Annotated in this window: 30 protein-coding genes; 20 read left to right on the forward strand and 10 right to left on the reverse strand. The window is 63.6% G+C overall.

Annotation, left to right across the window (positions count from 1 at the left end; genetic code table 11):
• Positions 1-101 precede the first annotated feature (101 nt).
• From CCR79_RS13255 to mobH, 10 genes are all read right to left on the reverse strand, one after another.
• Complete coding sequence (locus CCR79_RS13255) at positions 102-455, reverse strand: hypothetical protein (RefSeq protein WP_201173982.1); 354 nt, start codon at positions 453-455, stop codon at positions 102-104.
• 251 nt (positions 456-706) lie between these two features.
• Positions 707-1165 (reverse strand): DUF192 domain-containing protein, encoded by a 459-nt coding sequence (locus CCR79_RS13260; RefSeq protein WP_201173985.1) that lies wholly within the window; start codon positions 1163-1165, stop codon positions 707-709.
• A gap of 42 nt (positions 1166-1207) precedes the next feature.
• Positions 1208-1447, reverse strand: coding sequence for a hypothetical protein (locus CCR79_RS13265; RefSeq protein WP_201173988.1), 240 nt, complete (start codon positions 1445-1447; stop codon positions 1208-1210).
• On the reverse strand, positions 1407-1643 hold the full coding sequence (locus tag CCR79_RS13270) for a ribbon-helix-helix domain-containing protein (protein WP_201173991.1): 237 nt from the start codon (positions 1641-1643) through the stop codon (positions 1407-1409). Before CCR79_RS13270 ends, CCR79_RS13265 begins: the two co-directional genes overlap by 41 nt.
• A 34-nt stretch (positions 1644-1677) precedes the next feature.
• On the reverse strand, positions 1678-2292 hold the full coding sequence (locus CCR79_RS13275) for an AAA family ATPase (protein WP_201173994.1): 615 nt from the start codon (positions 2290-2292) through the stop codon (positions 1678-1680).
• Between the two features lie 460 nt (positions 2293-2752).
• On the reverse strand, positions 2753-3580 hold the full coding sequence (locus tag CCR79_RS13280) for an ATP-binding protein (RefSeq protein ID WP_201174008.1): 828 nt from the start codon (positions 3578-3580) through the stop codon (positions 2753-2755).
• Positions 3581-4598: 1018 nt separating this feature from the next.
• Positions 4599-5135: an STY4526/YPO1902 family pathogenicity island replication protein gene (locus CCR79_RS13285; RefSeq protein WP_201174011.1), complete on the reverse strand. Its 537-nt coding sequence runs from the start codon at positions 5133-5135 to the stop codon at positions 4599-4601.
• A 3-nt stretch (positions 5136-5138) separates the two neighbouring features.
• Positions 5139-6626 (reverse strand): ParB family protein, encoded by a 1488-nt coding sequence (locus tag CCR79_RS13290; protein ID WP_201174014.1) that lies wholly within the window; start codon positions 6624-6626, stop codon positions 5139-5141.
• Positions 6627-6639: 13 nt separating this feature from the next.
• Positions 6640-7467: a ParA family protein gene (locus CCR79_RS13295; protein WP_201174017.1), complete on the reverse strand. Its 828-nt coding sequence runs from the start codon at positions 7465-7467 to the stop codon at positions 6640-6642.
• A gap of 707 nt (positions 7468-8174) precedes the next feature.
• Positions 8175-9965, reverse strand: coding sequence for a MobH family relaxase (mobH, locus tag CCR79_RS13300; protein WP_430654672.1), 1791 nt, complete (start codon positions 9963-9965; stop codon positions 8175-8177).
• Between the two features lie 89 nt (positions 9966-10054).
• On the opposite strand from mobH, the gene CCR79_RS13305 reads away from it, so the two are divergent.
• The 20 genes from CCR79_RS13305 (at position 10055) to CCR79_RS13400 (ending at position 25356) form a co-directional block, all read left to right on the forward strand.
• Positions 10055-10771, forward strand: coding sequence for a PH domain-containing protein (locus CCR79_RS13305; RefSeq protein WP_201174029.1), 717 nt, complete (start codon positions 10055-10057; stop codon positions 10769-10771).
• Between the two features lie 79 nt (positions 10772-10850).
• The gene (locus CCR79_RS13310; protein ID WP_201174153.1) at positions 10851-11555 is read left to right on the forward strand and encodes a PFL_4669 family integrating conjugative element protein; all 705 of its coding nucleotides are present in this window, start codon (positions 10851-10853) and stop codon (positions 11553-11555) included.
• A gap of 262 nt (positions 11556-11817) precedes the next feature.
• Positions 11818-12168: a hypothetical protein gene (locus tag CCR79_RS13315; RefSeq protein ID WP_201174032.1), complete on the forward strand. Its 351-nt coding sequence runs from the start codon at positions 11818-11820 to the stop codon at positions 12166-12168.
• Positions 12169-12243: 75 nt separating this feature from the next.
• Entirely contained in the window at positions 12244-12672 is a 429-nt protein-coding gene (gene ssb, locus CCR79_RS13320; protein ID WP_201174042.1) for a single-stranded DNA-binding protein, read from the forward strand.
• 107 nt (positions 12673-12779) lie between these two features.
• Positions 12780-13337, forward strand: a complete 558-nt coding sequence (locus CCR79_RS13325) for a hypothetical protein (protein ID WP_201174045.1) — start codon at positions 12780-12782, stop codon at positions 13335-13337.
• Between the two features lie 5 nt (positions 13338-13342).
• A complete protein-coding gene (locus CCR79_RS13330) occupies positions 13343-15565 on the forward strand; it encodes a DNA topoisomerase III (RefSeq protein WP_201174048.1) in 2223 nt (740 codons plus the stop codon).
• 4 nt (positions 15566-15569) lie between these two features.
• Positions 15570-15794 (forward strand): hypothetical protein, encoded by a 225-nt coding sequence (locus tag CCR79_RS13335; protein ID WP_201174051.1) that lies wholly within the window; start codon positions 15570-15572, stop codon positions 15792-15794.
• Positions 15795-15985: 191 nt separating this feature from the next.
• Positions 15986-16681 (forward strand): DUF3577 domain-containing protein, encoded by a 696-nt coding sequence (locus CCR79_RS13340; protein WP_201174054.1) that lies wholly within the window; start codon positions 15986-15988, stop codon positions 16679-16681.
• A 285-nt stretch (positions 16682-16966) separates the two neighbouring features.
• A complete protein-coding gene (locus CCR79_RS13345; protein WP_201174056.1) occupies positions 16967-17317 on the forward strand; it encodes a hypothetical protein in 351 nt (116 codons plus the stop codon).
• 123 nt (positions 17318-17440) lie between these two features.
• A complete protein-coding gene (locus CCR79_RS13350) occupies positions 17441-17839 on the forward strand; it encodes a hypothetical protein (protein ID WP_201174058.1) in 399 nt (132 codons plus the stop codon).
• Positions 17840-18059: 220 nt separating this feature from the next.
• Positions 18060-18320, forward strand: a complete 261-nt coding sequence (locus tag CCR79_RS13355; RefSeq protein ID WP_201174060.1) for a hypothetical protein — start codon at positions 18060-18062, stop codon at positions 18318-18320.
• Positions 18321-18334: 14 nt separating this feature from the next.
• Positions 18335-18505, forward strand: coding sequence for a hypothetical protein (locus CCR79_RS13360; protein WP_201174063.1), 171 nt, complete (start codon positions 18335-18337; stop codon positions 18503-18505).
• Positions 18506-18756: 251 nt separating this feature from the next.
• Positions 18757-19707: an ArdC family protein gene (locus CCR79_RS13365; protein WP_201174066.1), complete on the forward strand. Its 951-nt coding sequence runs from the start codon at positions 18757-18759 to the stop codon at positions 19705-19707.
• A gap of 61 nt (positions 19708-19768) precedes the next feature.
• Complete coding sequence (locus CCR79_RS13370; RefSeq protein ID WP_201174076.1) at positions 19769-19999, forward strand: hypothetical protein; 231 nt, start codon at positions 19769-19771, stop codon at positions 19997-19999.
• A 397-nt stretch (positions 20000-20396) separates the two neighbouring features.
• Positions 20397-20966: a hypothetical protein gene (locus tag CCR79_RS13375; RefSeq protein WP_201174078.1), complete on the forward strand. Its 570-nt coding sequence runs from the start codon at positions 20397-20399 to the stop codon at positions 20964-20966.
• A gap of 271 nt (positions 20967-21237) precedes the next feature.
• A complete protein-coding gene (locus tag CCR79_RS13380) occupies positions 21238-21477 on the forward strand; it encodes a hypothetical protein (protein WP_201174081.1) in 240 nt (79 codons plus the stop codon).
• A 198-nt stretch (positions 21478-21675) separates the two neighbouring features.
• Complete coding sequence (locus CCR79_RS13385) at positions 21676-21927, forward strand: hypothetical protein (RefSeq protein ID WP_201174084.1); 252 nt, start codon at positions 21676-21678, stop codon at positions 21925-21927.
• A gap of 3 nt (positions 21928-21930) precedes the next feature.
• Positions 21931-22299, forward strand: coding sequence for a hypothetical protein (locus CCR79_RS13390; RefSeq protein WP_201174087.1), 369 nt, complete (start codon positions 21931-21933; stop codon positions 22297-22299).
• Positions 22300-22465: 166 nt separating this feature from the next.
• A complete protein-coding gene (locus CCR79_RS13395; protein ID WP_242510955.1) occupies positions 22466-22879 on the forward strand; it encodes a JAB domain-containing protein in 414 nt (137 codons plus the stop codon).
• A 2168-nt stretch (positions 22880-25047) separates the two neighbouring features.
• Complete coding sequence (locus CCR79_RS13400) at positions 25048-25356, forward strand: RAQPRD family integrative conjugative element protein (RefSeq protein ID WP_201174093.1); 309 nt, start codon at positions 25048-25050, stop codon at positions 25354-25356.
• Positions 25357-25514 lie beyond the last annotated feature (158 nt).

The following is a 25514-nucleotide window of genomic DNA, read 5'->3' on the forward strand; positions in this document are numbered from 1 at the left end:
AATTAATTCCGAGCTATCAGGCGTGACACAACAGCCTCTCGGGCCTGACGGCGTGCTGATCGTTGGGAAATCAATGGGCTGTTGTCAGAAATCGCCCAGATTCACCGAATGAACTGATGAACTTGGGGTCGCCAGGGGGCGCCGGCGAGCGTCTTGAGGGCCTCCTGCAAGGGCATAGGCCCGAGCTCCCGGTGGGCCTCGGGCAGCGGGCGACTGGTTAGTACAGGCGTCGCCGACAGCTCCAGGAATTCGTATCCACTCGGCTCAAGCAGATGCTCCAGGGCATCCCCGACAGTCGTCACCTCCTGCGGGAACGTGACCTGGACGCTGGTCTTGAGCGGCTCCAGCTCCGCGTCGGTGGGGGCAGGGTCCATGCTGGAGTACCGCCCCACCTGTTCGGCGGCAATAGGTGATGCGGCCAGAGCCAGGATCGCGGTGGCGATGACCTTGCGCATGCGCCCTCCTGCTATCAGGTGTGCTATGACCCAGCGTGCCGCGTAGAGGGCGTGGCGTGGGGCAAAAACTCACCCCGCCGACATAAGAGTTTCGCGGAACATCCAAAAAGGGAAATGGGATGCGCAAATGGTGGCAAGGGAAGGGGGGTTGAACGGCACGGGGCCTACCCGAGGAAAAGAGCGGTGTTAGGTAGAATGAAAGGGTATCCGAAAAGGACCCGTGGTGCCCAAATACCCGCGGGTGGCACTGGTCATTGGACGGGTAGGTCTACCCGTGCCCCCATAGTCACGTCACGGGCGTTGGCCCTTTTTGGGTGAAGCTCAAGCGCAGCATCAACAGGAACTGGTGGACGGTAGCCATCCTCTCCTGGCCGCATAAAGTCAGTGCCGACCACCTCCCCGTCGGAAATCCAGGCAATCACCAAAGGCGCAGATACGTTATTCATGTGGAAGACAGGTTCAACATCGCGAGACCAAACAAACAGAATCTTGGTGGATTCGATTGTTTCTTTTGAAGCGCTCTGAAACCCTTGAGAGCGATGGCGCTGCTTTTTCGCGATAAGCACCGGAACCTTCTCACCGTTAATAATTATATTTCCCTCCGGCATGTTGAGCGGTGGTGATTGGCGACAAGCGAGTAGTGCGCCCAAAGAGATCGTGAAGGCGCATAGCAGAGCGAACAATTTTCGATTCGTGGAAAACTGGATCATCAAACCACGCGCGCAATCACGCCGCGTACCGCTCAAGCTGACTCACCGATCCGCCTCCCCTTTCTTCGCCCGGTGGATCACCTCGCGGACCTCGTGCTTCGCGTCGATCTCCTGGAGCGTGGCGAGCACGCGGCGGGCCTCCTCCCACTCTCGCTTGGCCTGATCGCTGTTCGGGTCCAGCTGGTAGTGGCGGCACCATCCGGCGTAGTCGCCACGGCTGACCGAGTTCTTGTCCATGGCCTCACCGTCCATGCTTGTCCAGTAGATCGGTGATAGCTTCATCCACAAGGCTCTCGACGGATCGATCCTGTTCGACGGCCAGTAGCTTCATCTGCTTGCGCAGCCCCGGCGTCACCCAAGCGGTGATCTGCTCTTTCTGCGCACGGCTTCGGGTGCGCGCCGCCTTCTCGACGACATTGCCATATCCGGTCGCCTCGCTGCGTAGCGCTTCGACGTTGAGCTTCTTACGTTTTGACATGCTTACTTGCTTACCTGCCTACCTGATGACCTGATTACAAGCCCAGCCGCTTACGCACCCACTTGTATAGCGCGCTGACTTCGGCGGCCGCTTTACCTTGTGGCTCATACCCAATCACGTCGCCGCCACCAATGAAGGCGTACTCATAAGCCACCCGGTCCCCGATGATCTTTGGTGCGACTTCGGCCCCCAGGGCTTCAACGGCGGAGCGCGCTTCCCAATGCACAGCGCCACGGGTTCGACACTGCGTGAGCACCACCACAGGCGAGATACCGGCCATGCCGCAGAGTTGGAGCGTGTTCTGGACGGCGCGGAGGTCGATCAGAGAAGGGGTCACGGGCACCAAGACGAGATCGGCGAGCGTTGCAGCGGTCACGGCTGGCTGGTCTGTATGAGGCGCCGTGTCAATGATGCAAAGGTCTGTTGCCTCGCGGGCCCTGCGAAGCACGCGCTCCAGTGCCGCTGCCTGCGTCGATACAGCGGGCGGGTCGTCGCCTCGATCATCGGCCCAGGCTACGGCACTGGCCTGTGGGTCTACATCCACCAGGACCACCTCTTTCTCATCCTGGCGGGCGGCGGCGGCGAGATTGGTGGCGAGAGTCGTCTTCCCGGTCCCGCCCTTTTGGCTTACAAGTGTGATGACTTTCATGTTTTCACTGTAGCATGTACACCCGTCTACCTGCCTACCTGTGAACCTGTAAGCATGTGAGCACGGCGAAGCGATGTGCGGGCACCGTGTACCCACGGTAAGCGGAAAGGGTCTAAACTGTCCCAAGCCTCGGTACCCCCGGCCAGGGCCACTGGTCGGGGGGTTCTCGTTTCAGCCCTCCTGCGCTTACGCCCACCACCGTTGCCACTCGCCGTCATGCCACTGCTCGAGGTGTACGGGTAATCCCCGCTTCTCCCGTTCTTGAGCCAGCCGGACAAACGCACGGCCTAGCCGGCGGTGTCGGGACTAAATCTCCCGATGGGTTACGACTCGATACCGATACACCGGGGGCCTCTGGCGCGTTGCGTTACCCATGCTCCACCCCCTGAGTGCCGGTGAGCTCGCGGGAGTGGCGAGGGTACACGGCCACTCCCACGCGGGGCACAACGCCGGCACCTGGTCACGATGCGGACGCTCGAGCGTTATTGGTGGCGGCGCAGGACTCAGTAGCGTGGCTGCGCCGATAACTGTCCCAGTTAAACTCGAAGGCGGTACCGTCTTCGAGGAGCCGGTCTATTACGCGCTCGCCTAGAGTCCGCGTCAGGTCCTGGTATCCGAGGTTTGAGATCAAGATGGTCGGGCGCATGTCCGCGTACCGCCGGTTGAAAATCTCAAACAGCACCATGCGCTCATGCTCGGAGCCGGTCTGAACCCCCACTTCGTCGAGGACCAGGAGCGGCACCCCACCGAGGTAATCCAGTATTTCGCTCTCACTTTTGTCGCTGTCTGGGTCGTATGTGCGCCGCACTTGGCGCACCGCGTCCGATACGCTGCTGGTATAAAGCGCTTGGTATCCATGTCGCTGTATCACGTCGCGGACGATGGCGCACGCCAGGTGCGTCTTGCCGTTACCGACCGCGCCGGAGAGTACGAGGTTCGTCCCCGCTTCTAACCGCGAGGGAAAGGTCTCGGCATAGCGCCTGCAACAGTCACGTATCCGGCGCGCATGTTCTGTTACTGGCTCGAAGCTCTCGAAATCCGCGGAGCGGTAGCGCCGAGGCACGCCAGCGCGCTTTAGCATCACGAGAGCCCTGTGCTCCCGCTGTCGCGCGCGTTCCTCGCGCCGCTGGCGCTCTTTGTCGGCCTCCAAGCACCGGGGGCAGTGCCCCCCTACCCACCGCCCGCCTACGAGCGCATACACGGCCGTGTATGGCCCGTGTGTGGGGCAGTGCTCCTCGCAAGCTGCGTGCCGCTCCTGATGCTTGAGTGGTTGGTCGATCCGCTTCATACTTCCTCCTACCACTCCGGATCGGTTTGGAAGCCCGCTTCACGAAAGGTTTGGGCCTCATTTGTCGATCCGTCTGTGGGCTCGGTGTATTTGGAGGTAGGCCGGGCGTCTTTGGTCGGATGGTGCCGGTCTACCTCTATATCTTCTTCCCATCGCATATCGCGCAGGTAATTGTCTGGACTCGGTATAAATCCAGCTCTCCATCTTCTATCTTTACTCTTTCGCTCCTCGACGTCTTTGATTATCGAGTCTATATACCTAGCCAGACCTTTGCGACGAAATACAGCGTAGGTCGATTGCTTTTTATTACGCTTGTGCTTTGGCCAGTGTGCCCAGAATCTCTCGAACATAAATCGGTCCCCCGTCGTCGATGACGGCGCCTCCGACCGAGTTATGTCTTCCGGTTGATCACACACACCCGTTTGGGCCGTTTCGCCCCGGGACGGTTCTGCGTCCCCGGTGTGTGTTGTGTCTCCCTCCCGGATACCGGACACCGGAGGTGGGTTGCTCGTGGCGCTGCAACATGAGTCGTGATTAGGGTTCCTGGCAGGGGTCCTCCTCTGTGTATTGGGGGCGTCTAACTCTATGTTTCTGCTGTTGTTTGGTGGGGTTGCAGTGGGGTTGCTCAGGGGGTTCTCCGGCCGGGGTTGCTCCGGGGTTGCTCCGGGGTTGCTCCTCGTGGAGACACACTCATCCGTGTCTGCCAGGCGGCATCGAAAAACAAGGCCGCGATTGCTGGTTCGGATGCGCTCAATGACTCCCGCTCGCTCTACTTCTTCGATTACTGCGCGAAGCTGCTGCCGAGTGGTGTAGCGTATTTCGCGGCGGTGTGATCCGGCCGGAGGGGTGTACTCGAGGATCTCGCGTAGCTGCTGGTATGAGATTGTCCGGTGCAGCCCAGCGAACCCCGTGCGATAGTCCATCGCGGGACGAATTACGAGGACGTACGCGATCCTCGCAGCGTGGGATAGCTGCGACGATCGTAGTGCCTCTAGTTCGTGATCGTTGAGTCGTATTGTCATTGCGCGGCTCTCTCTTGAATCGCCTCTGCCTCGAGTACCAGCTGCCAAACCGCCTGAGCGGTCACACGGCACTCTTTCGCTACGCGCAGATAGCGTTCAGCGATTGGCAGTTGTGAATACGCCTGCCAGGCTGACCAGACTGCGTCCGCTTCTTTCGGCTCGAGACGCCGCGGGCGTCCTTGTTGCGACACGACGCCCAGCTCGCGGCGTCGTTGGGCGACCTCCGAAGACTTGAGGCCGAAAAGAGCCTCCATCATGGCGCCGTGCGCCTGGTGACGGAGGAGGTCATCTATGAGTTCGTCTTCGCGTGCGCGCCGCCGAGCTTTTTGTATAGCGGTGGCGAGGCGATCAGGGTGTACCCGGACCTCGAGAAAATATGCTGCATAGCCGAGCAGGTGCAGGTATTCGCGGTATGTGAGCTCCTCGACCTGGTGTAGTGTTCGATCTCCTCTGCGCTCTAGGGTGTAGATAAGCGCCTCATGTCCGATCTTGTATTCAAGGTCACTTGAGGGTGCGTAGTCGTTAGCCACCATGATTTAGCCCTCCCATAGCGTAATATCACGCTCAGCGTCAGCCTGCCGTAGCTGCCGGCATAGCTGTATTAGCTGCATTACGTCGTGAAAATCGACATCCGTTGTAGATGGGTGCGAGATAAAATCAGTAGCTAGTTCGGTTGCCGGTGGCTCGTGCCGCCGCAGTGTTTCTGGATCTCTTTCAAGAGCATGCCCGAGCTGGTAATCGCCCGGAAGTTGCGACACATGAGAAGGTGCTTCCGATAAGGCGAGAAGCGTCCACCATACCCAACGGGTGGTGGGGGGTGTTAATTCTTCGTGGTGCGGTAAATCGACGAGGTACCCGAGACCTCGGTCCCATGAGAAAACATGGCAATCGATTTGATGTCGTTGCGCTATTCCGCGAGCCAAGCGGTATATCTGCTCGCGGTACTCTGGAATGGATGTGTAGGTGCCAACCTGAGCACGAGGCCCCTCCTGCTCATTTGATTCAGCACGGCCCGGAGGGAGGGTGGTGTTTACCCCTGCAGGGTCGTATGAATCGTCAAGAGTGTCACCCGCGTGGTTATTCGCTGATGCAGCATCATCCGCAACGGGGTATCCAGCTGATGCAGGCCCTGGCTTGCACGTTTCGTCGGCCAGCGGCCGACCGTTGAGCGCTGCGTCGAGTTGCGTGTCGATGCGCTGAGCCTCTGTGCCCAGGGCTTCGGCTAGGTCGGTGACCAGCTGAGTACGGGCAGCTTGGATGGTCCAGTCGGGGCCATCTGTGTGCGCTAGGGCCTGTTCCCACAGCGGCCCTAGATCCGGCGCCTCCCGCCCGTGGTGCTGCCAAACTGTTTCAGCACTGCGGTGTAGCTGCCGCAGTTTATCGACGGTTTCGCCGCCGATTTTGGCAAGCGCCTCGGGCATAGCCGGTAGTAGACTCTCGGCCGCGTACTCATGCCGAAGCAGCTGCCGCTTGCTGATGGTGTAGCCGAGCTCATGCAACCGCTTGATGAGAGCGTTTCGGCTGAGCGGCTCGCCGTGATCATGCTCAAGCCGTGCGCGTATGTGCTGGAGAGCGCGCGCCTTGTCGATTAGCGCGAGCTCACCGCGCAGATCGTTCTCAACTAGGTGGTTCGCTAGTATCGTCGTCTCGCCCTGCCACGGGCGGTAGAGACAGTGGACCTGAGCGAATGCCTCGTCTCCAGTCTCGTTGTAAAGCTCGCGCAGGATGCGCAGCCGGGTATTACCACCCGAGCAGATGATGTAGCGGTCGTCTCCCGGCCGCCGTGTTACTTCCAGGCTGTTGCTCAAGCCGCGTTGAGCGGCTATCGAGGCCTTGATCTCCTCGTAGTGTGGATTTTCGAGCTTGCGTGGGTTGTCTTCGTACTCCGTGATTTGGTCGATAGACAACACCATTTGCGTGATCGTTACCGGATCACCGGGTTCGTCCAGAGGTTGCTCCCGGTTGCCGTAGTGTCCTTGCCAGAGCCCCTGGCGGACCTTTTCGGTCAAGCCTCGTTTGGTCATGCTCCCCTCCCGCTTAGCCTTCGAGGTGTGGCAACAGCTCGCCCGTGAGCGCGCGCATTGTTTCGGCCCCTGACGCGGTTGGCCCGTTGCGGCGGGGTTCCCAGCAATGCACGGGGATCTGGCGCGTTGCTGACTCTCGATAGGCGACGGTCGCGGGGACCGTGGTCTCGAGGATCGTGATTTGCCCTTTGCTGGGCTCGTAGGTCTCCCGCCGCAGCTCGCGCGCGATCGTTCGCGCGTCAGCAGTGCGGTCCATGCGATAGAGCAGACCCCGTAGAGGTCCGACCGGGGCCCCGAGTGCTGCCATAGGCTTGAGTCGGTCAATCATGCCCAGGGTGCCCCGGGCGAACTCTCGGGCGGAGAGGATCTCGGGTGGAATGGGGGAAAGAAGCAGGTCTGCCGATAGTACGGCTGCGTCTTGGAGTGGTCCCACGGCACCCTGCGTATCGAGCAGGACAACGTCGTAAATGTCGTCGTACTCGCTGAGGATGTGTCGCAGGCGCACCCGGCCATCCGGCGTGTGCAGGATCCAGTTCTGCAGGGCGCCGTCTGGATCGTCGCTGAGGACGATGTCGAGAGCTCCCTCGCTTTCGCCGAGCTCGATAGAGCTAAGATCGATCGTGCTGACAGTGCTCCCTGTCTCGCCGTCGGTGATGAGAGCGGTCAGTGCTTTGTCGCTGATCGACGCGAGTGGATAGTACGACGAGAGCGTGGGTTGCACATCCGCGTCAATCAGGAGCACTCGCTGGCCGAGGCCGGCTAGGTAGGCGCCTAGATTGGCGGTGAGAGTGGTTTTACCGACGCCGCCCTTGGTTGAGCAGACGCATAACTTGATAGCCATTGTTGCCTCCCCTCCTGCTGTCGGAGGGGAGGTGTCGCTGATGCGCACGCAGTGTGCGTTGCACGCTATCGACTCTGTTAAGGCGCTATGTCACGATAACCGTGCGAGGGGCGAGCCACGCGCCCACCCGGTCGCGGGCTCCGAAGGGCCGGTGCCAGGACACCGGCCCTTCTCCCACTTCCTTGCAGACCCCCCATATCATCAGCGAAACCTCCCCGGTTACCCGTGCCGTGTCCCCAACACGACATGGGTGGTTCCCTCTAGCTTGCTACGTAAGTATTGCTGATGCAATGAACTGACCATGATGGCCTCCGTTTGAGCTGAGGCCATTAAGCCGTGAAGTCGCGGCTTATGTCAAGCGGCAGGTGCGCGGGAAGGGGAGGTCTGTTGGTGCCGGGGGCGGCGGCGTTTTTTGACGTTACGTAGCTCACTGATCGGTATATCTATGAGCACGACCTCGTTGGCGTCGTCTAAGACGACGTATGCCCCTATCGTTCCACGTTCTGCGTAGCGCGGTAGAGATGCTCGCTGGATGCCGAGGTACTGTGCAGCGCCACCCGGGCTGAGGCCGGGTTCCAGCTCCCCGTGCTCCAGGCGCTCGATATACTCCTGGAAGGTTAGGGGTTCGGACCTGGGGTAGCTGAGCCACGCGGTACGTTTTCTCATGGGTCAGCATGATACATGAAGATTGGGCATGTCGGGACCTATCAGGACATAGGATGGATGTGGGGGTTTGGTGCAGGCAGGCTGGAGCCGACCGCATCAGCCGGGAACACCAGGCCCTTGAGCTCGCCTTGACGTCGATCGCCTTTCACGACGTAGCGGTGGATGTTCGTACCCTCCGAGGCTTTCAGGTGCAGGCGTTTTTTCAAGACGCGCTTCTGGACATGCTGCCACTCAATGCCATGCTCTCGGCCGAAGTCCTGGAAAATGCCCGGGCTGACGACCAGTACAGCGGGCTCTCCTGTGTCAGTCGTGATGCTGTGTATCCGCGACTCGGTGGTGTTCATTCTGATCGTTCCCTCTTTGATGGCCGTGGTTAGCCAGGACCAGAAGGCCTCGCCGGCATCGGTGGGTCGTCCTGAGTCCGGCTTAGGCGTGTCTTGTGCGGACTCAACGTGAGCCGCATTGCTGAATTGAGCATCAGCATCCGTGTCACGGGCGGGGGGCTGCTCTGGGGTCGAACCCTGGTCCTGGACTGCGTCAGCGCCTGACCTTGGCTCCTCGTCCTGGGCGGTGTCCGACGCCGCGGGTGCGAGCGCATTGATGTAACCGTCGAAGTCCGACGGGCGTTGTTCAGGGTCGGGCCATATACGCGATGCTGCCATACGTAGCAGCGTGAGCTCGTGTTCCCACCCATCCCCCGCCACCCGCGCTCTCCAGATGGCTCGCTCCTCGCTGTTTGGCACGATGACCCCGTATTCCTGCAGCACGTCGAACAGCCTTTCGTTACGAGATGGGACGCTGTGGAACCCCTCCTCATGTAGCTGTTCCCGGAGCGCGTCCGCAGCCCGCTTGGAAACCAGCCACAGGTCTTGACCTTGGAGCCACCCGGCGGCGCCGTTGCGATTAAGCGGTAATACACCTTCGCGCAGGAGATAGCGCAGTGTCGTTAGCATGCGGTCGCCGAGAGGTTGTTTTGCCGCGCCAACCGGAGCGGGACGATCACCGCCGAGGTTTTGCGCTACCGATTCACGATCCGCCTGATGCAGCAGTTGCCCGATGATGCCGGCATCTTCTAGCCGACCGTGCAACGCCGCGGCCCAAAGCTCGAGTAGCTCCCGGTGGCGTGCGATCCATGCGATCCCCTGCGGTGGGATAATTTGGTGTGCCAGAAGTGCTGAAATTGGCTCGTGAAGTCGGCGAGACCGGCCAGGCACATATCGCACTGTGTACCAGGACGCTGCCGTGTTGTTCATCGGTCCGTCCCAGACGTTCCAGAGTCCTATTCGGTGGCCGTCGGCGTCGTACAACGTGATCTGCTGGTCAACGACCACCTTCCCTACGTCGTGGAGTAAAGCGAGAGCCAGGACGGCATAGCTCCATGCGTCAGCCTCGTGTATCACCCTCTCGGTTTCGGCGTGCGGGGGGAGGATATGCCCTTGTCGTCGCTGTAGTGCGTACAAGGCGGTTTCCAGGCTGTGGTCTAGCAACCCTCCTCTCCCGGCATGATGGTGGGCTTCCGAGGCCGGGAGGTCTTGTACCAGCAGCGCGAGGCGCTGGATAGCTGGGTCTACTAGCTCACGCCTATGTTCGCCAGGGAAGGCGAGCAGGTTCGCGATCTTGCGTATCCGTTGGCGACGTGCGGAGGGGGTGAGCAGTAGGTCACTGGTACGGATGGGCAGAAGCCCTTTGATTGGAGGTTTCGTCTCGGGCTCACGCTGTCGGCGCGTCACGATTGTGATGAGTCCGTTTAGCATCGCTGGCTCCCGCAGGTACCAGGCCCAATCGCCGGCATTTTGCCGACGGCTCGCACGGCGCTGGGGCGAAAACCGCATACCGCGCGGTCTGGTTTTTGGGTTTTCCCGCCTCGCTATTCCTCGCCATAGTCATGTCGAATGTGGATGGCTGAAAAGGGGCGGGGGGCATGATCCTGGACCACGCTGGCAAGCCATGGCGGTTACAGGAGGCGGCTTACGTGCGGGACCTGCTGCACCGCTATGGCACGACACGCATAGAGCTAATCGAGCACGGAGACGGTTATGCGCTGGCTCCGGCTTCTGGGGCAGGTGACTTGCAGCCGAAAACGGACCCTGCAGACGAGCAGGACCGACAGACGTATGAATCTTTGCGTTTACGCCCGGCTGCTCGCGCGTACCCTGGCGCATTGGTAAGCGTTTTCTTGGGTGGCGTGGCGATTGCCCTCGCGCCGCATGGTGTCTCGTTCGCTGGGCGGCTACCCGAGCCGGTGCTGCGGGTAGCAGCGATGCAGGTAGAGCCTCTGGGGGTGGCCCTTGCGCCGTTGCTTCTCGTGGCTGCCGGCGGGGTTCTTGTGCTGCGCGGCATAGGTCAGCTGCTCTTGGGCGTCTACTACTACCAGTACGAGTTGGGCCCCGATCGGATCCAGGTCGAGACTGGCATCTTTCCGCTGCCCCGGCACCGCCGTTCGCTTGATTATCGGCATGCTAGGATCCCGACGCTCGAGCAAGGCGTGATCGATCGCCTGTTACGAGTCGGGTCGGTGCGCGTGTCGTCGGCCGGCAGCGGTGACGCGGGAGACGTCACCCTGGATCGGATCAAAAATCCGCGGGGTGTGCTCGACGAGGTTCAGCGTCGCATTGACGGAGCCACTAGAGGAGCTTAGGGGAGCTATGCGAGCCGTGAACACCGATCACCACGAACCCGCGACGAGTGCTACGGACCCTGCTGATACGCGCGGCGCGATGCAGCGCCCGGGCGGGCTTCGTGGCGAGGCCCACATGGTTATCCAGACGCGGCAGGCCCAGCGGTTATTTCATGGTCGCAGTCGCCGGGACTCACCTGATAAGCCCGAAATCATAGGGCTGACGCGCTTTGCAACCCTTATGCGTCATGTGTGGCAGGCGGCAAGCCGCGACGACCCCTGGGCCGATTGGCTTCTACTGCGTGTCTATTATGCGGTCGAGGAACACCGTGAAGGGCTCGATGTGTTGCGCCAGCAGATCGACCGCACTCTCGAGTCTATGCCTGCGGTCGAGATCGAGTTAGCGGAGAGCGTGCGTCCCATCCAAGTGCCGCTTTCCTTCTCCTCTCCTTACGGGTATATGGGCGCTTATCTAATCGCGGAGTTTGATCGGTACGCGCGCGCGATACTGACCGCACGCCACGTAGGGTTGCTTCCGCGTGATGAGAGCGAGCGTCGGTTGCACGAGGGCGGGCGGCTCGTGCGCGGCGTGTTCCACATCCCGCAGGGCTGGCGCTATCGGGCTACCAAGCGTGCGGATCTGGCACAGCCTACGCCAGCGGCTGAGCGGATGATTGAGGAGTGGGGCTACCCGCCGAATGACGTCGTGCGGGGGGAGGTGAGAGCGCCGGTCGCGCCCCCTATTTCCGCGGTTTCTGACGTTACTAATGGTGGCGAAGCCGCGGAGGGTTCTGACGATCTGTAGACCCTCAACGGTGCGCTCGGGTGGGCTGGGAGAGGGGGGGGGTGCAGCTAGCACCCCCTCCTTTTTTTGTTCGGCCATTACTAGGGAGGTTGGCTACGACGCACCCTGCCCGGGGGGGTGCAGCTAGCACCCCCCCGTTTCGCAGGGACGCTGGTTTAGTCACACACTCCCCTTTTAAGGGTAAGGGGCGATGGCTGCGTGTGATCGCGCTCGGCGCCGGGTCGCTGAGCTGGACGCGGAACTGAGTCGGATCCGCTCTCGCATGAAGGCGCTGGTGCGGCAGTTTCGGCGCGACTATCCGCGACGGCCTCAGCCGGTATATCCCGGGGTGCATGTTGGTGGTCGTGAGCGCGCCCCGGCTATCCGCTGGCGCCTCGGTGGGGGTGCTCCCCGGCAGTCCTGGCTGCACTTTACGTCCCCGATCCTGCAGCGGCACTTGGAGGATCATCGGGTGCCGTATGCCACCCGTCGGGCATGGATGGACCTGGATGCTCAGGCGCAGCTGCTCAATATGGAGGCGAGCATGGCTGCCGCCGAGCGCCGCGTCCTTGATAGCTATGTCGAACACATCGACGCCCTGACTGAGCTCGCCGAAACCTATCGCGCATCGTGACCAGTTTTTGCCCCGTGCCCCCGTTTGCGCTTGTCAGACTAGGAGCGCGCGATACAGGTCTGGGAGGGGTTTGTTATGGCTAATTTCTTCCGCGGCAGGGGCAATCTTGGTGGGGCTCCGATTTTGCGGCATACCCAGGACACTCCCGTTGCGAACCTTCGGGTTTACTTCGATCGACCTATTCCTGACGGCGAAGGCGGTTTTAACGAGCGCGGTGGCTTCTGGGCCAACGTGAGCCTCTGGGGCTCCCGCGCCGAAACCGCAGCCCGACTCCTGCCCAAGGGCGCGCGGGTGGCTGTCGAGGGTGAGCTTTTCGAGTCGCGATGGGTGGACAAGGAGACCGGCGACGAACGTCGCCAGCTCGAGATCAGGGCCCGGTATGTGGATGTGGACCTCTCGCGAGTCGATTCCTTGACCGTCCGCCGCCGCCAAAGCGGGCAGGGCGATACGCCGGATCCGACGCCTGATGGGGTCGTCGCCGGTGCGGCCGACGACGCTGTTTGACGCCGTAGCGCTAGCTACGCCAATCGTACAGGAGAGCGGCAATGCTACTGAGTGCGCGCACAGTACCCGTCTATCTTCTACTAACTACGTTCGCGGCCGGCTGCGCCATGATCCAGGAGGATGAGCGCGATGATGTCGAGTACACCCTAGATACGGGCGCCTTGTTCGAGACGGATGAGGGCGAGGACGACCAGCGAAGCGCCGACGCCGGCGCGGAAACTCCGGACCAGGGCGACCCCTCGGAGCCGCCGCCCCTACCTGACGAGCTCACCGATGCGCCGCAAACCGATGATGGGTATGTGATCGCCTACGAGGAGCTCGTGGATCTCGATGTCGATACCGCGTACAACCGCGTGCGCCAAACCTTCGACTACGAGGCACCGGCCCAGCGTCTTCACGCCGAGGGGGCTGAGGACATAGGTATCTACCATTACGTCAGCCAGCCTGGTGCCTACTACTCGCTGCGTGACCTCACCGACATCGGCGACGACCAGGTCGTCCTCCAGATCGAGTTGCAGCGCGAGCAGGATCGAACCCGCGTTCAGGCAGCGTACCACCAGGCTTTCGGTGGCACCGGACGCCCCGAGGATCACGCACCGTGGCCTTCCGATCCCGAGGCGTTCGAGCGCAATCTCACCGAGCAGCTTGAGGGCGCCCTGGAGTAAAGGCCATGCAGCTTTACCTCTGCGAGAAGCCTTCTCAGGCCCGGGACATCGCCCGCGAGCTGGGTGCCACACGCCGCGACGCCGGGTGCCAGCATGGCCCCGGCGTCGCGGTGACGTGGGGCTTCGGCCACCTGCTTGCCATGGCACCGCCCGAGGCCTACGACGAGCAGCTGCGCCAGTGGCGGCTCGAGACCCTACCGATCCTCCCGCGGCAGTGGCAGCTGCAGGTTCGGCCTAAGGCCAAAGAGCAGTACTGCATCGTCAAGCGTCTACTGAGCCAGGCCGACGAGGTGGTCCTGGCGACGGACGCAGACCGTGAAGGGGAGACCATCGGGCGCGAGATCCTGGATCATGCCGGCTACCGTGGCCCTGTGCGGCGACTGTGGCTGTCGGCCCTTGATCCAGCCAGCATACGCCAGGCGCTGGCGCAGCTTCTCGACGGCAACCGCACCGAGCCGCTGTACCAGGCCGGGCTGGCCCGGTCTCGAGCCGACTGGCTCATCGGTATGAATCTGACCCGGGCCTTCACCCTGACCGCCCAGCAGCGCGGCCACCAGGGCGTGCTCTCCGTCGGCCGGGTCCAGACCCCGACGCTGCGGCTTGTCGTCGAGCGTGATCGCGCCATCGAGCAGTTCCGGCCACACCCCTACTACGAGGTCCATGTCCAATGCCGCCACGCCCAGGGCGCCTGGACGGCTAGGTGGCAGCCAACGGGACAGCGGGATAGCGAGGGCCGCTGCATCGACCGCTCAGCCGCGCAGGCCGCCGCCGAACGCACCGAGGGCGCTGACGCGCAGGTGACTCGGGCGCAGACCGAGCGCCATCGGGCGTCCCCACCGCTGCCGCTGGACCTCTCGAGCCTGCAACAAGCCGGGGACCAGCGCTGGGGCGATTCCGCCCAGGAGGTGCTCGACGCGGCCCAGGCCCTTTACGAGCGCCATAAAGCAATCACCTACCCCCGTACCGACTGCCGCTACCTGCCAACCAGCCAACATGTTGAGGCGACCCAGGTGCTCCAGGCCCTGGCGAGTTCGGACCCAACGATCTTGGAGCAGGTCGAGGGCGCCGATCCTCAGCGCCGCTCTCGGGCCTGGAACGACGAGAAGATCACCGCTCACCACGCGATCATTCCGACCGGCGCGGCGATCGACGTCTCGGCAATGAACCAACGCGAACGCCGGCTCTACGAGCTCATCCGGGCCCACTACCTGGCACAGTTCTATCCGCCCTGCGAGTACGACGAGGCCGTAATCGAGGTCGCGACCGCTACCGATACCTTCGCCGCCAAGGGCCGCTCCATCCGCGTCTCCGGCTGGCGAGCCGTACTAGGCCAGGACCGCGCCGGAGAGCAGGAGCAACCACTACCGCCGGTCCATGAGCAGGACCCGGTACGCCTCGAGGCAGCCGAGCTCCAGGAGCGCGAAACGAAACCACCGCGCCCCTACACAGCCGGCACGTTGCTCGCGGCGATGAAGCGCGTCGCCGACGTCGTCGAGGATCCCCAGCTGCGGAAGACGCTCAAGGAGACGAGCGGCATCGGCACTGAGGCAACCCGGGCCGGCATCATCGAGACCCTGCAACAGCGCGGGTACCTGGTGCGCCGCAAGCGCGCGCTCCGCGCCACTGAGGCCGGCCGCGCCCTGATCGACGCTGTTCCTGAGGAGGTGAGCGATCCCGCGACGACAGCCCGTTGGGAGGAGGCGCTGGGCGAGATCGCCGATGGGCGCGGCGACATGGCTGCGTTCCTGGAGCAGCAGGCCGCATGGGTTCATAGCCTGGTGCGCCAGGTCCAGAACGCCGGCTCCGAGGCCATCGCCATCGATGGCGCCGAGACTCACCCCTGCCCTTCCTGCGGCCGGCCAATGCGCCGGCGCAAAGGCAAGCACGGCGCGTTCTGGGGCTGCAGCGGCTACCCCGACTGCACGGCGACGCGCCCGGATGCGAACGGAAAGCCGGCTGAGCCCAAGCAGAATCGCTCGATCGGCGAGTGTGGCTGCGGGGGGACCATCTACGCGAAAGCCCGTGCGTGGCAGTGCGATACCTGCCAGGCGCGGGTCTGGCATGAGACGGCCGGCAAAAAACTTACCGAGCGCCAAGCCCAGGCGCTCCTCGCCGGCCAGACGGTGCATCTGCGGGGGCTGCGCAGCCGCAAGACCGGCAAACGCTTCGATGCCCCCGCGCGCGTGGAGCAAGGTCAGCTGAAGCTGATCTTTGAGCAGCGGAGGTAGAGCAATGCGTGTGGTGACATTCGATCAGCAGCGACGAGGCTACTGCGCACCGACCGCCTGGGTTCGACACCCCCTGCACGGCGAATGCGAGGTCCTGGACTACGATCCCGATGACCCTCTGCGCCGGACGCTATTGCGCATCGATGACGGCGTGTGGGTGCAGGCCGACGTGCGGGAACTGACTCAAGTTGAGCCGGCGATCGAGGAGCACTTGACAAGCCTCTGGTGACAAGGTTCGCTATTTCTTAGGAGGCCCGCCGTGAGCTGATCACGGCACACCAAGCCCCGCCCGACCCGGGCAGCGGGGCGCCGGCCATCAGGCCGGTCGGGTCATCAGCTCCACGCAACTCACCCTGCTGGGGAAGCGCTCCCTGGCAGGGATGGCGCCTTCCCCGGCTTTATCCATGATGGGAGGGCGCCATGTCTGAGAAGGCCTACTTCAACCTTCATACCCACGGTATTGCCTACCTCAACCGGGCCCGCGAGGTCCGCCCGCGCAAGGGGGAACCGTTCTGGGCGGTCGAGGTGAACGCCCTGTACGGCCATCCCGATGACGTTGACTACACCCGGATCGATTGCCGGGTGACCGGCCGGGAGGCGCAGGAAGTCGTCGAGCGCCTCGAGCAGGCCATCAATGATCGCAGCGAGAAGGTTCTCGCCCGCTTCAAGATCGGGGACATCTACCCCGAGGCCTTCGTCTATCGCTCCGGTCAGCGAGCCGGCGAGTACGGCGTCACCATCAAGGGGCGCCTGCTGCGGCTCGAGTGGGTGAAGGTCAATGGTGAGACGGTTCACACCGCGGCCATTCCTCACCCAGCCGCCGACCGCGAGCAACACGCTCCGCATGACGGTGCTGAGCCGGCCTCCGAGGAGGAAGGCACGCGGAGCACCAGCCACGAGGGCGAGCGGGAGGATGCCTTGGGGCCGGCCGAGTCACCGGCCGGCGACCAGGCACGAGGCCAAGGGGCCGACTCCTCGGGAGGCGACGTCATCCAGCTCTCGAAGGATGACCCGCACTTCCAGACGAAGAAGGAGCGGCTCAAGAAGGCCGGCTACCGCTTCGACCCCAAGGAACGGGTCTGGCGCAAGCCGGTCGCTGAACCGGCACCCGCCTGAGGCCCAGCCCACCCCGCGCGAAGACGGGGTGGGCCTCGCTCTTTTACAAGTGGGCGAGGAAGGCAAGACGCTCCGGCGTCTTGCCCGAGCGGCGCGCGCGCCGGTCGCTCCGGCAAGACGCCGGCCACGAGCGCATCGTGGCGCCCTCTCCAAGCCCCTACGGCCCGGGCAGCGGGGCGCCGGCCACTAGGCCGGTCGGGCCACACTTCAATCCACCCCGCCGGGGGCAGGTCCTGCTCCCGGTGGGGGCGGCCTGTCTCCCGGCTCCATATAGGAGGACAGGTCATGGGTATGGACGTCGTGGGTGTTAACCCCAGCAGTGAGCGCGGCGCGTATTTCCGGCGGAATATCTGGGGGTGGCACCCCCTCTGGGCTACCGTCGCCTCTATCGCACCTGATGTCGCCGACAGGGTCGAGCTCCCTCATACGAATGACGGGGATGGCCTCGACGCTGAGGGATCATCGGAGCTGGCACAACGGATCGACCAAGCCCTCGCTGATGGGAAAGCGGACGAGTCCGTGCGTGCTACGAGCGCGGAATGTCGCAGGATAGGGATGCCTGGCGCCATCAGCCTCGAGGACCTACGGGAGTTCCGGGACTTCCTCCGCGACTGCGGGGGATTCCGGATCTTCTAAGCCTACCGCGGCCGCCGGCCACCAGGCCGGTCGGCCCACCCCTATTCGTCAACCCCGCCGGGGGCAGGTCCTGCTCCCGGTTGGGAGCGGCCTGTCTCACGGCTCCAGAGAGGAGGGCAGGTCATGCGCGTAGACGTCATGGGACTCAACCCCGTCAGTGCCCAAGGCGCATGCTTTTCCCGGGATATGTGGCGGTGGCACCCCCTGTGGGCTGCGGTTGCCGCGCTGGCTAACAACGCCGGCCGTGTTCAGCGCCCTCATACCGATGACGGCGACGGCCTGGATGCGACCCACTCCCGAGCGCTGGCGCAAGAGCTCGACGAAGCACTCGTCTGTGGTGAAGCCGACAAGTTCATCCGCGTAGTCCGCGGCCAATGCCGGGCGGCTGGGCTGCCTGAGGTCATCAGCCTCGAGGACCTGCGGGAGTTTCGGGACTTTCTCCGCGACTGCGGGGGGTTCTCTATCCGCTGCCCGGATCACGAACGCCACGCCCTCGCACGCCGACGGCTTTCCTTGGTGTAGGACGCTGCCAATCAACGCTAGACGCCGCTCGGCGGCGTCTTCCCGGAGGGGCCCCGCGCGGACCCCTGCGGGAAGACGCCGGCCGCGAGCGCATCGCGGTACCCACCAAGCCTCGCCCGGCCCGGGCAGCGAGGCGCCGGCCACCAGGCCGGTCGGGCCACACTTCAATCCACCCCGCCGAGGCAACTACGCCGGCATCACTTACTAAAGAGACGGAGCTATGACCTACTACACCGAGACCGTTCACCGCTTCCGCATCATGCGCTGGGAGGAGCTGCCGGAGACTCACCAGCGCGCGCTGAGGGAGAAGGGGATTGACCCGGATGATCGCTGGTCGCTGATCTATTCGACCCCGATCCGCGAGGACGCCGAGACCATGCTCGGCGTCCTCGAGGAGGAATACTCGGACGTGCCGTGGCGGGTTGTTCACCGCATCGAAGACGCGGGCGAACCCACCACCATCAGCCGACCGATCTACTGAGAGGGGGCGCGGCTATGGCCTACTACGCCACGACCGAAGACGCTAAAACCGCCCTCGACAACAGCGGGGTTGTCGAGCTTTTCGACGACGATACCCGAGAGAGGGCCATCAGATGGATGTGGAGCAATAACGCAACCCCTGAACAGGCTGCCGCCGCCTTCGGGCTCACTGATGATCACGCCTAACGACCTCATGTAGGACGCTACTAATCGACTAGACGCCGCTCGGCGGCGTCTTCCCGGAGGGGCCCCCGCGCGGACCCCTGCGGGAAGACGCCGGCCGCGAGCGCATCGCGGTACCCACCAAGCCCCGCCCGGCCCGGGCAGCGGGGCGCCGGCCATCAGGCCGGTCGGGCCACACCTATTCGTCAACCCCGCCGGGGACAGGCACCCCGGCAGGGGCGGTCTGTCCCCGGCACCATCGAGGAGGACAGACCATGGCCGAGCAGAAGCGCGATCTCTACCAGGAGGTCACCGACAAGATCATCAACGCCCTCGAGGAAGGCGTCGTGCCCTGGGTTCAGCCCTGGGACGACAAGACCGCGGCCGTCGCGAGCGGTTTCCCCGTCAACGCCCTCAGCGACCGCCCCTACCGGGGCACCAACACCTTCGTCTTGTGGGCCGAGCAGGCCATCCGCGGCTACTCGACGAGCCGCTGGCTGACCTTCAAGCAGGCCAAGGAGGCAGGCGGCCACGTCCGCAAGGGGGAGAAAGGCACGCTGGCTACCTTCTTCAAACGTATCCCCGTTCAGAAGAAGGACCGCGCCGGCAACCCCGTCTACGATGAGGAGGGCAACCCTGAGACGAAGATCGTCCCCTTCATCCGGGGGTTCACGCTGTTCAACCTCGACCAGGTCGAGGGGCTCGACGAGCGCTACTGGCATCCAGGGACTGTGTCCCAGGAGCTCGACTCCATCGAGGCCGCTGACGCCATCGTTGTTGCCAGTGGAGCCGACATCGTCTTCCAAGGGACGCAGGCCGCTTACACCCCGAAGCTGGATCGAATCCAGATGCCACCGCCGGAGTCCTTCGGCACCTCGGAGGGCTTCTACGCTACCCTCCTCCACGAGTTGGCCCACTGGACCGGCCACAGCGACCGCTTGGCTCGGCCATCGGTCATCCGGCCCGCGAGCTTCGGCTCCGAAGACTACGCCTTCGAGGAGCTCGTTGCGGAGCTCAGCTGTGCCTACCTCTGCGCCGAGATAGGCATGCAAGGCGACCTTCGCCACGAGGGCTACATCGCCTCATGGCTCAAGGCTCTCCGGGATGATAAGACCTTCATTTTCAGGACCTCGAGCCAAGCCAAAGACGCTGCAGCCTACTTGTCCTCCTCGGTTGAGGGGCTTAACGAATGGTCCACCGAGAGCGAGGAGCGTGCTGCAGCCTGATACTCCCCCCAACCGGGGCAGGCCCCGGTTGGGGCTTGCCCCCACTCAACCAGGAGGGGCTATGTCCGACTACTACCGCCTCGAAATCGAGCCGTGCGTTGAAGCCGACGACCACTGCATTGAACCCGGCGTCAACCCGGAGCACGCCCAGTTCTGGGGCGTCTACGGCCGTCGTATCGATACCGACCTCGCTGAACACATCCGCGACTGCAACGACCTCGCGGAAGCCAGGGCCCTAGCGGCGGCCACCCGCCCTGACTTGCCCGTTGTCGAACGCTTCGTCGTGACGTGATCAGGCACTAGCGTCGCCGACCTTCCATCCGGGGTCGGCGTCTTCCCGGAGGGGCTCCCACGCGGACCCCTGCGGGAAGACGCCGGCCGCGAGCGGATCGCGGCACCACCAAGCCCCGCCCGGCCCGGGCAGCGGGGCGCCGGCCACCAGGCCGGTCGGGCCACACCTATTCGTCAACCCCGCCGGGGACAGGCACCCCGGTAGGGGGCGGTCTGTCTCCCGGCTACTTAGAGGAGATCAGGCCATGACTCACACTCCTGAGACTCACGCTCTTGAGAAAGCTGCAGCTAGTCTCGCAGTCGAACATGGACGCCCGACAAGGGCGAAGGCATTTGAAGCGGTACGCCGCGCCCTTCACTCCGTAAGCAGCGATGAGTCTGACGCGGCTCGGGAGCTTATGCACATTTACGCCTATTTCATGCCAGCGCCCCCAAAAAAGCCAAAAACCGCTTTTGATTGGGTCGCCGCTGCGGTTGCCACCGATAAAAACGAACTGCGACAGTACCTCCGTTTTGTACGCATTTTCGATAACGGCGACCGCGTAGCAACCGACGGCAAACGCCTGCATCTTGACCGTGGTACGGGCGATGCCCCCGGATGGTATGCCCCCAACGGTTCTGTCACCGCTGCACCCTGGGAGGGGTGCGAATATCCGGACTATCAAGTCCCGGTTAGTCGCACCTTCTCGGCGGACCGCTCCGTGACGACCGAGGATCAGGCGCGTTGGGAACGATTCCCCAACGTAGGACCGAACGGCAAGCGCGTAGCGGTTCGTGTTGCCGAGCTCTCCCTTGGTGACGGCCTTTATCTTGACGACCGATATTTACAAGCTGCGCTCCAAGGGTTTTCGGTGCCGGTAATCCACTATGATAGTGCAACCCCCGACAACGGGGTAGCGATTACTGAATACGGGGACACTCCGCAGGACGCGAGGAGGATCGCGGTTATTATGCCGTTTCGTCTTTAAGAGCCACCTAAGGCGCCTGGAGCCGCCCGGCTCCACCCTGACGCCGACCTTCCCTCCGGGGTCGGCGTCTTCCCGGAGGGAATCCCGCGCGGACCCCTGCGGGAAGACGCCGGCCGCGAGCGCATCGCGGTACCCACCAAGCCCCGCCCGGCCCGGGCAGCGGGGCGCCGGCCACCAGGCCGGTCGGGCCACACCTATTCGTCAACCCCGCCGGGGACAGGCACCCCGGCAGGGGCGGTCTGTCCCCCGGCACCATCGAGGAGGACAGACCATGGCCCTGCACGAAACACCGATCTGCGAGCTCGAGCCGCTCGATCGAGGCGTCTACGCCGTACCCGGTGACTCGCAGCTACTACTCTATATCCGCCCGAGCGGGGATACTTACGTCGTGCGCAGGCCGCTCGGCGCCGAGGCCGACGAGCAGGCCCCTTTGCACGAGCGGGTACACGAGCATATCGAGTGGCTAATGGAGATCGTCACGGACGACGATCTTTCAATAAAAGCCCACTAAACGGGCCGAGGACGCCGCTCGGCGGCGTCTTCCCGGAGGGGCTTCCCTGCGCGGCCCCTGGGGGAAGACGCTGGCCGCGAGCGCATCGCGGTACCCACCAAGCCCCGCCCGGCCCGGGCAGCGGGGCGCCGGCCACCAGGCCGGTCGGGCCACACCTATTCGTCAACCCCGCCGGGGACGGAATGGAAAGGAGGGTCTATGAAGACCTACACCGCACACTTCTCCGACTACGACGGCAATCCCGCAACCATGCAATTCCAGGCTGACCTTACGGAAGCCTCAAGCCCGGTTTGGATCAACTGGCACGGCGATGGATTCGAGCCCACCGTCTTTCAAACTGCCGACGCCCGGCACGATACTCTCGAGCTGGCCCGGCTGCTTTTCGAGAATGCCGGTGAAACGCCGCCGAAAGACCTGCGGGTCGAGGAAGGCGTGGAACGGGAGGTCTGACCGATGACGACTATCACCACTAAAGACGACCTGTACAGGTGCATCGAAGCTGCTTTCGGTTCCGACGCGCCTAGTCAGCCTATCCTGGCAAGGCTTACCGACGACCTCTGGGGCGAGGGCCATGACGAAGGCTACCGCTCCGGAAACGACTGGAGCGCTTTTCTTGCTGACATCGACCTCGTCGAACGAGCTGAGGCCTACTTCCAGCAGGCTGACGAGCTAACGAAAGAGATGCGCTCCGCTCTTGGTTACGGCTCCGTAGAGTACGCCGAGGCCAACGGCGAGTTCGTGATCTGGCCGCTTGGCGAGCCATACGGTACCGCGGAGGAAGTCCGTAACAAGATCGACCAGCTCACGTCGGAAGCCCCGTAAGCGAGACGTCCATCCACCCCGCCGGGGACAAGCACCCCGGCAGGGGCGGCCTGTCCCCCGCCACCATCGAGGAGGACAGGGAATGATCCACGCCAAACTCCAGGCCGGCGAGCAGGCCGGCACCTACGTCGTGCCCGAGCCGGTGACCGAGGACGAGATTCTTTCGATGGCGCAACGCCTGGCACGGCGACGCCTGGCCCGCGGGCGCATCGTCCGTAACCCGGCGCAAGCCTATGAGGCGCTACAGGCGGAGCTCTTAGATCGCGACCACGAGGTCTTCGGAGTCGTCTACCTCGACAACCGCCACCGGATCCGAGGCTTCGAGGAGCTGTTCCGAGGCTCCATCGACGGGGCGGCGGTCTATGCACGAGAAGTGGTCAAGGAAGCGCTTCGGCATGGGGCCGCTGCCGTGATCCTGGTCCACAACCATCCCTGCGGCCATCTGGAGCCATCGGCGGCGGATGAGAAGATCACCGCTCGTCTCCGACAGGCTCTGGAGCTGATCGAGGTCCGAGTGCTCGACCACGTCATCGTCAGCGTCGAGGGCTACGTCAGCCTGGCGGAGCTCGGGAAGCTGTAGGCTGCGTCTGCCATCCCCGATGGTCCATGTGCTGGATCATCGGGGAGCCCTGGCCTGCACCGCGTCTTCCCGGAGGGGCCCCCGCGCGGACCCCTGCGGGAAGACGCCGGCCGCGAGCGGATCGCGGCACCCACCAAGCCCCGCCCGGCCCGGGCAGCGGGGCGCCGGCCATCAGGCCGGTCGGGCCACACCTATTCGTCAACCCCGCCGGGGACAGGCACCCCGGCAGGGGCGGTCTGTCCCCCGGCACCATCGAGGAGGACAGACCATGGCTTACACACTGGCCCAGACTTCGTGGATCTTTAATGGGGAGGAGTGGGTAAGCCACTCCGTAGTCCGGTTACCCAACCGCGAGTTAACTCTCTTACAGCACCGCCTGCATCCGGTAACGGGCGAAGCGTCCGTCATCGCGGATTCGGACTTTCACGTCGGGGAGCTCCCGCACGAGCTCCGGCCCCCTGTGCGGAGAGCTCTTAGCCGCACGCTAAATGAGCATCCCCACAACGAGCAATTGGCAGAAGCAGCCGAGGCCATACAACAATTACGCACGCTTTTCTACGACTTGTCTGACGAGCACGGTCCCAGCGACCCCGCGCTCGATACCGCCTACGCCCAGCGGCTCCGCGCTGCTGGCGAGCTCTCTTTCTCCGTGCTCCGGGAATTAAAAAGAGCACGATGGCTTCTCGTAGGAGCCAACCCACCAGAGCTCATGCACGAGTAACACGCCGGCCGCGAGCGCATCGCGGCACCCACCAAGCCTCGCCCGGCCCGGGCAGCGGGGCGCCGGCCACCAGGCCGGTCGGGCCACACTTCAATCCAACCCGCCGGCTCCACAGAGGAAGGAGGGAGTTATGCACACGGGTATAGCTATCGTGTTCGCCGTGTATATAGTTTCAGGAATCTTGGCTACACGGCTGCTTGCGGCTACACAGCTGCTTGCTCTAGCGCGCAGACCCGAGGCCCTTTTTTGGGCAGGAGTTGCGTTAACGCTTTTTTGGGTGTTGGCAGGCGTTTATATGATGCGCTGGGGACACCTTGCGGATGAGTTCGAGATAGTAGGCCACGTTATAGTGGTCTTTTACTCTGTGATCGGAGGTTCGATCATCAGCAGAGCCTTCTCGGAGCTCCGGGATAGGGAAAGCCCCCACTAGACCCACTAGACGCCGCTCGGCGGCGTCTTCCCGGAGGGGCCCCGCGCGGACCCCTGCGGGAAGACGCCGGCCGCGAGCACATTGCGGCACCCACCAAGCCCCGCCCGGCCCGGGCAGCGAGGCGCCGGCCACCAGGCCGGTCGGGCCGCACCTATTCGTCAACCCCGCCGGGGACAGGCACCCCGGCAGGGGCGGTCTGTCCCCCGGCACCATCGAGGAGGACAGACCATGCGAGCTGCGGAGCGACGCTGCACGATCTGTGCCTCCCTACTTAGGGGAGGCGCCTATCAGGCCGAGGGCCCAAGATCCATAGGAAAGTGTCTAATTGTTCCTGCAGCTACCACGTACAATGTCTTTTTGATACAGTCTTTACTGACACGCTTTGTATGGTTTTCGCCGCGTGCCTGGAGCGGATCCAGGCCCCGGTAAGCCCTTTCGGGTCGGGAGGAAGGGCGCTGTCTCGTGCAGTCGGCCCAGGTCCGTAATTGGGAGCCCCTCGCAACGGACCTTGAGTTCCGGACTCCCCATCCGGACACAGCGCCACACCGTGGCGTGTGGCATATTTGCGTCGCCGGGCCTGGTGGCTTCTGCCATCAGGCCCCCTGTTCTCCAGACCGAGGTCTGCCCCAGCTGCTTCTAGTTCCGAGCAGCTGGGGGAGGCCTACAGGTCTCCTGATGCACTCCACCACACCGGCTGCCCGCTGCCGGCCTATCCAGCGGGCCCCTTTGTGCGGCTCAGCCGCGCCCTTTGTTATTGGCTCCGCTTCCCTCCTGACTAGCGGGGCGGCGCATCAAGCGCACTTGGAGGTCCATCATCCACGGCTGGCCGCACGCCTCTAACCCAACGACCAGCCCCTATCGAACCCGCCAACGGCCTGCCCTTTTACCTCACCCTCCTGGCCGGCCACTTCGGCCAGGAGCACTAAAACTATCGCCACCGCATGGTGACTTTTTCCCCCAGCCTTCCCGCCATATACCCCACCATCACTCTCACGCAAATCAGCAACGGAGCCCGTGATGCGCACGCGAACACTCGTATTGCTGGTCACGGCCGGAGTCGCCCTGCTTCCGCCTATAGCGCTTAGCGATGCCGCCAATGGCGAGCGGGACGCGCTCGCTCGACTCGCTTATGAGCTTGAAGCGCTTGAACCCCTGATCGAGGAAGCCGAAGCCCAATCCGACCCGGATGCTCGCGTGGAGTTCCGTTATGACTGGCTGCGTCGCGACCTGGAGCGCGTCCGCCACGGCATCCAGGAGCATATCGAGGCGCCACGCCAGCCACAGCCAAGGCAGATCGATCCACTACAGGGAGATTACCGACGTTGAATTGGGATCCCGATATTTTTGGGACCTGGTCAGCAGNGGTACACGATTCGAGCGGTCATCGTCGTCACGGTTGTCGCCGTCTACGTGCGGCCGGGATGACGGTGTGGGGACGGGTCAATCGGACCCGGTAATTGGGCCATCAAGGCCCGGCGACGCAC

This window comes from Halorhodospira halophila, from assembly GCF_016653405.1.
Lineage (GTDB): Bacteria > Pseudomonadota > Gammaproteobacteria > Nitrococcales > Halorhodospiraceae > Halorhodospira > Halorhodospira halophila_A.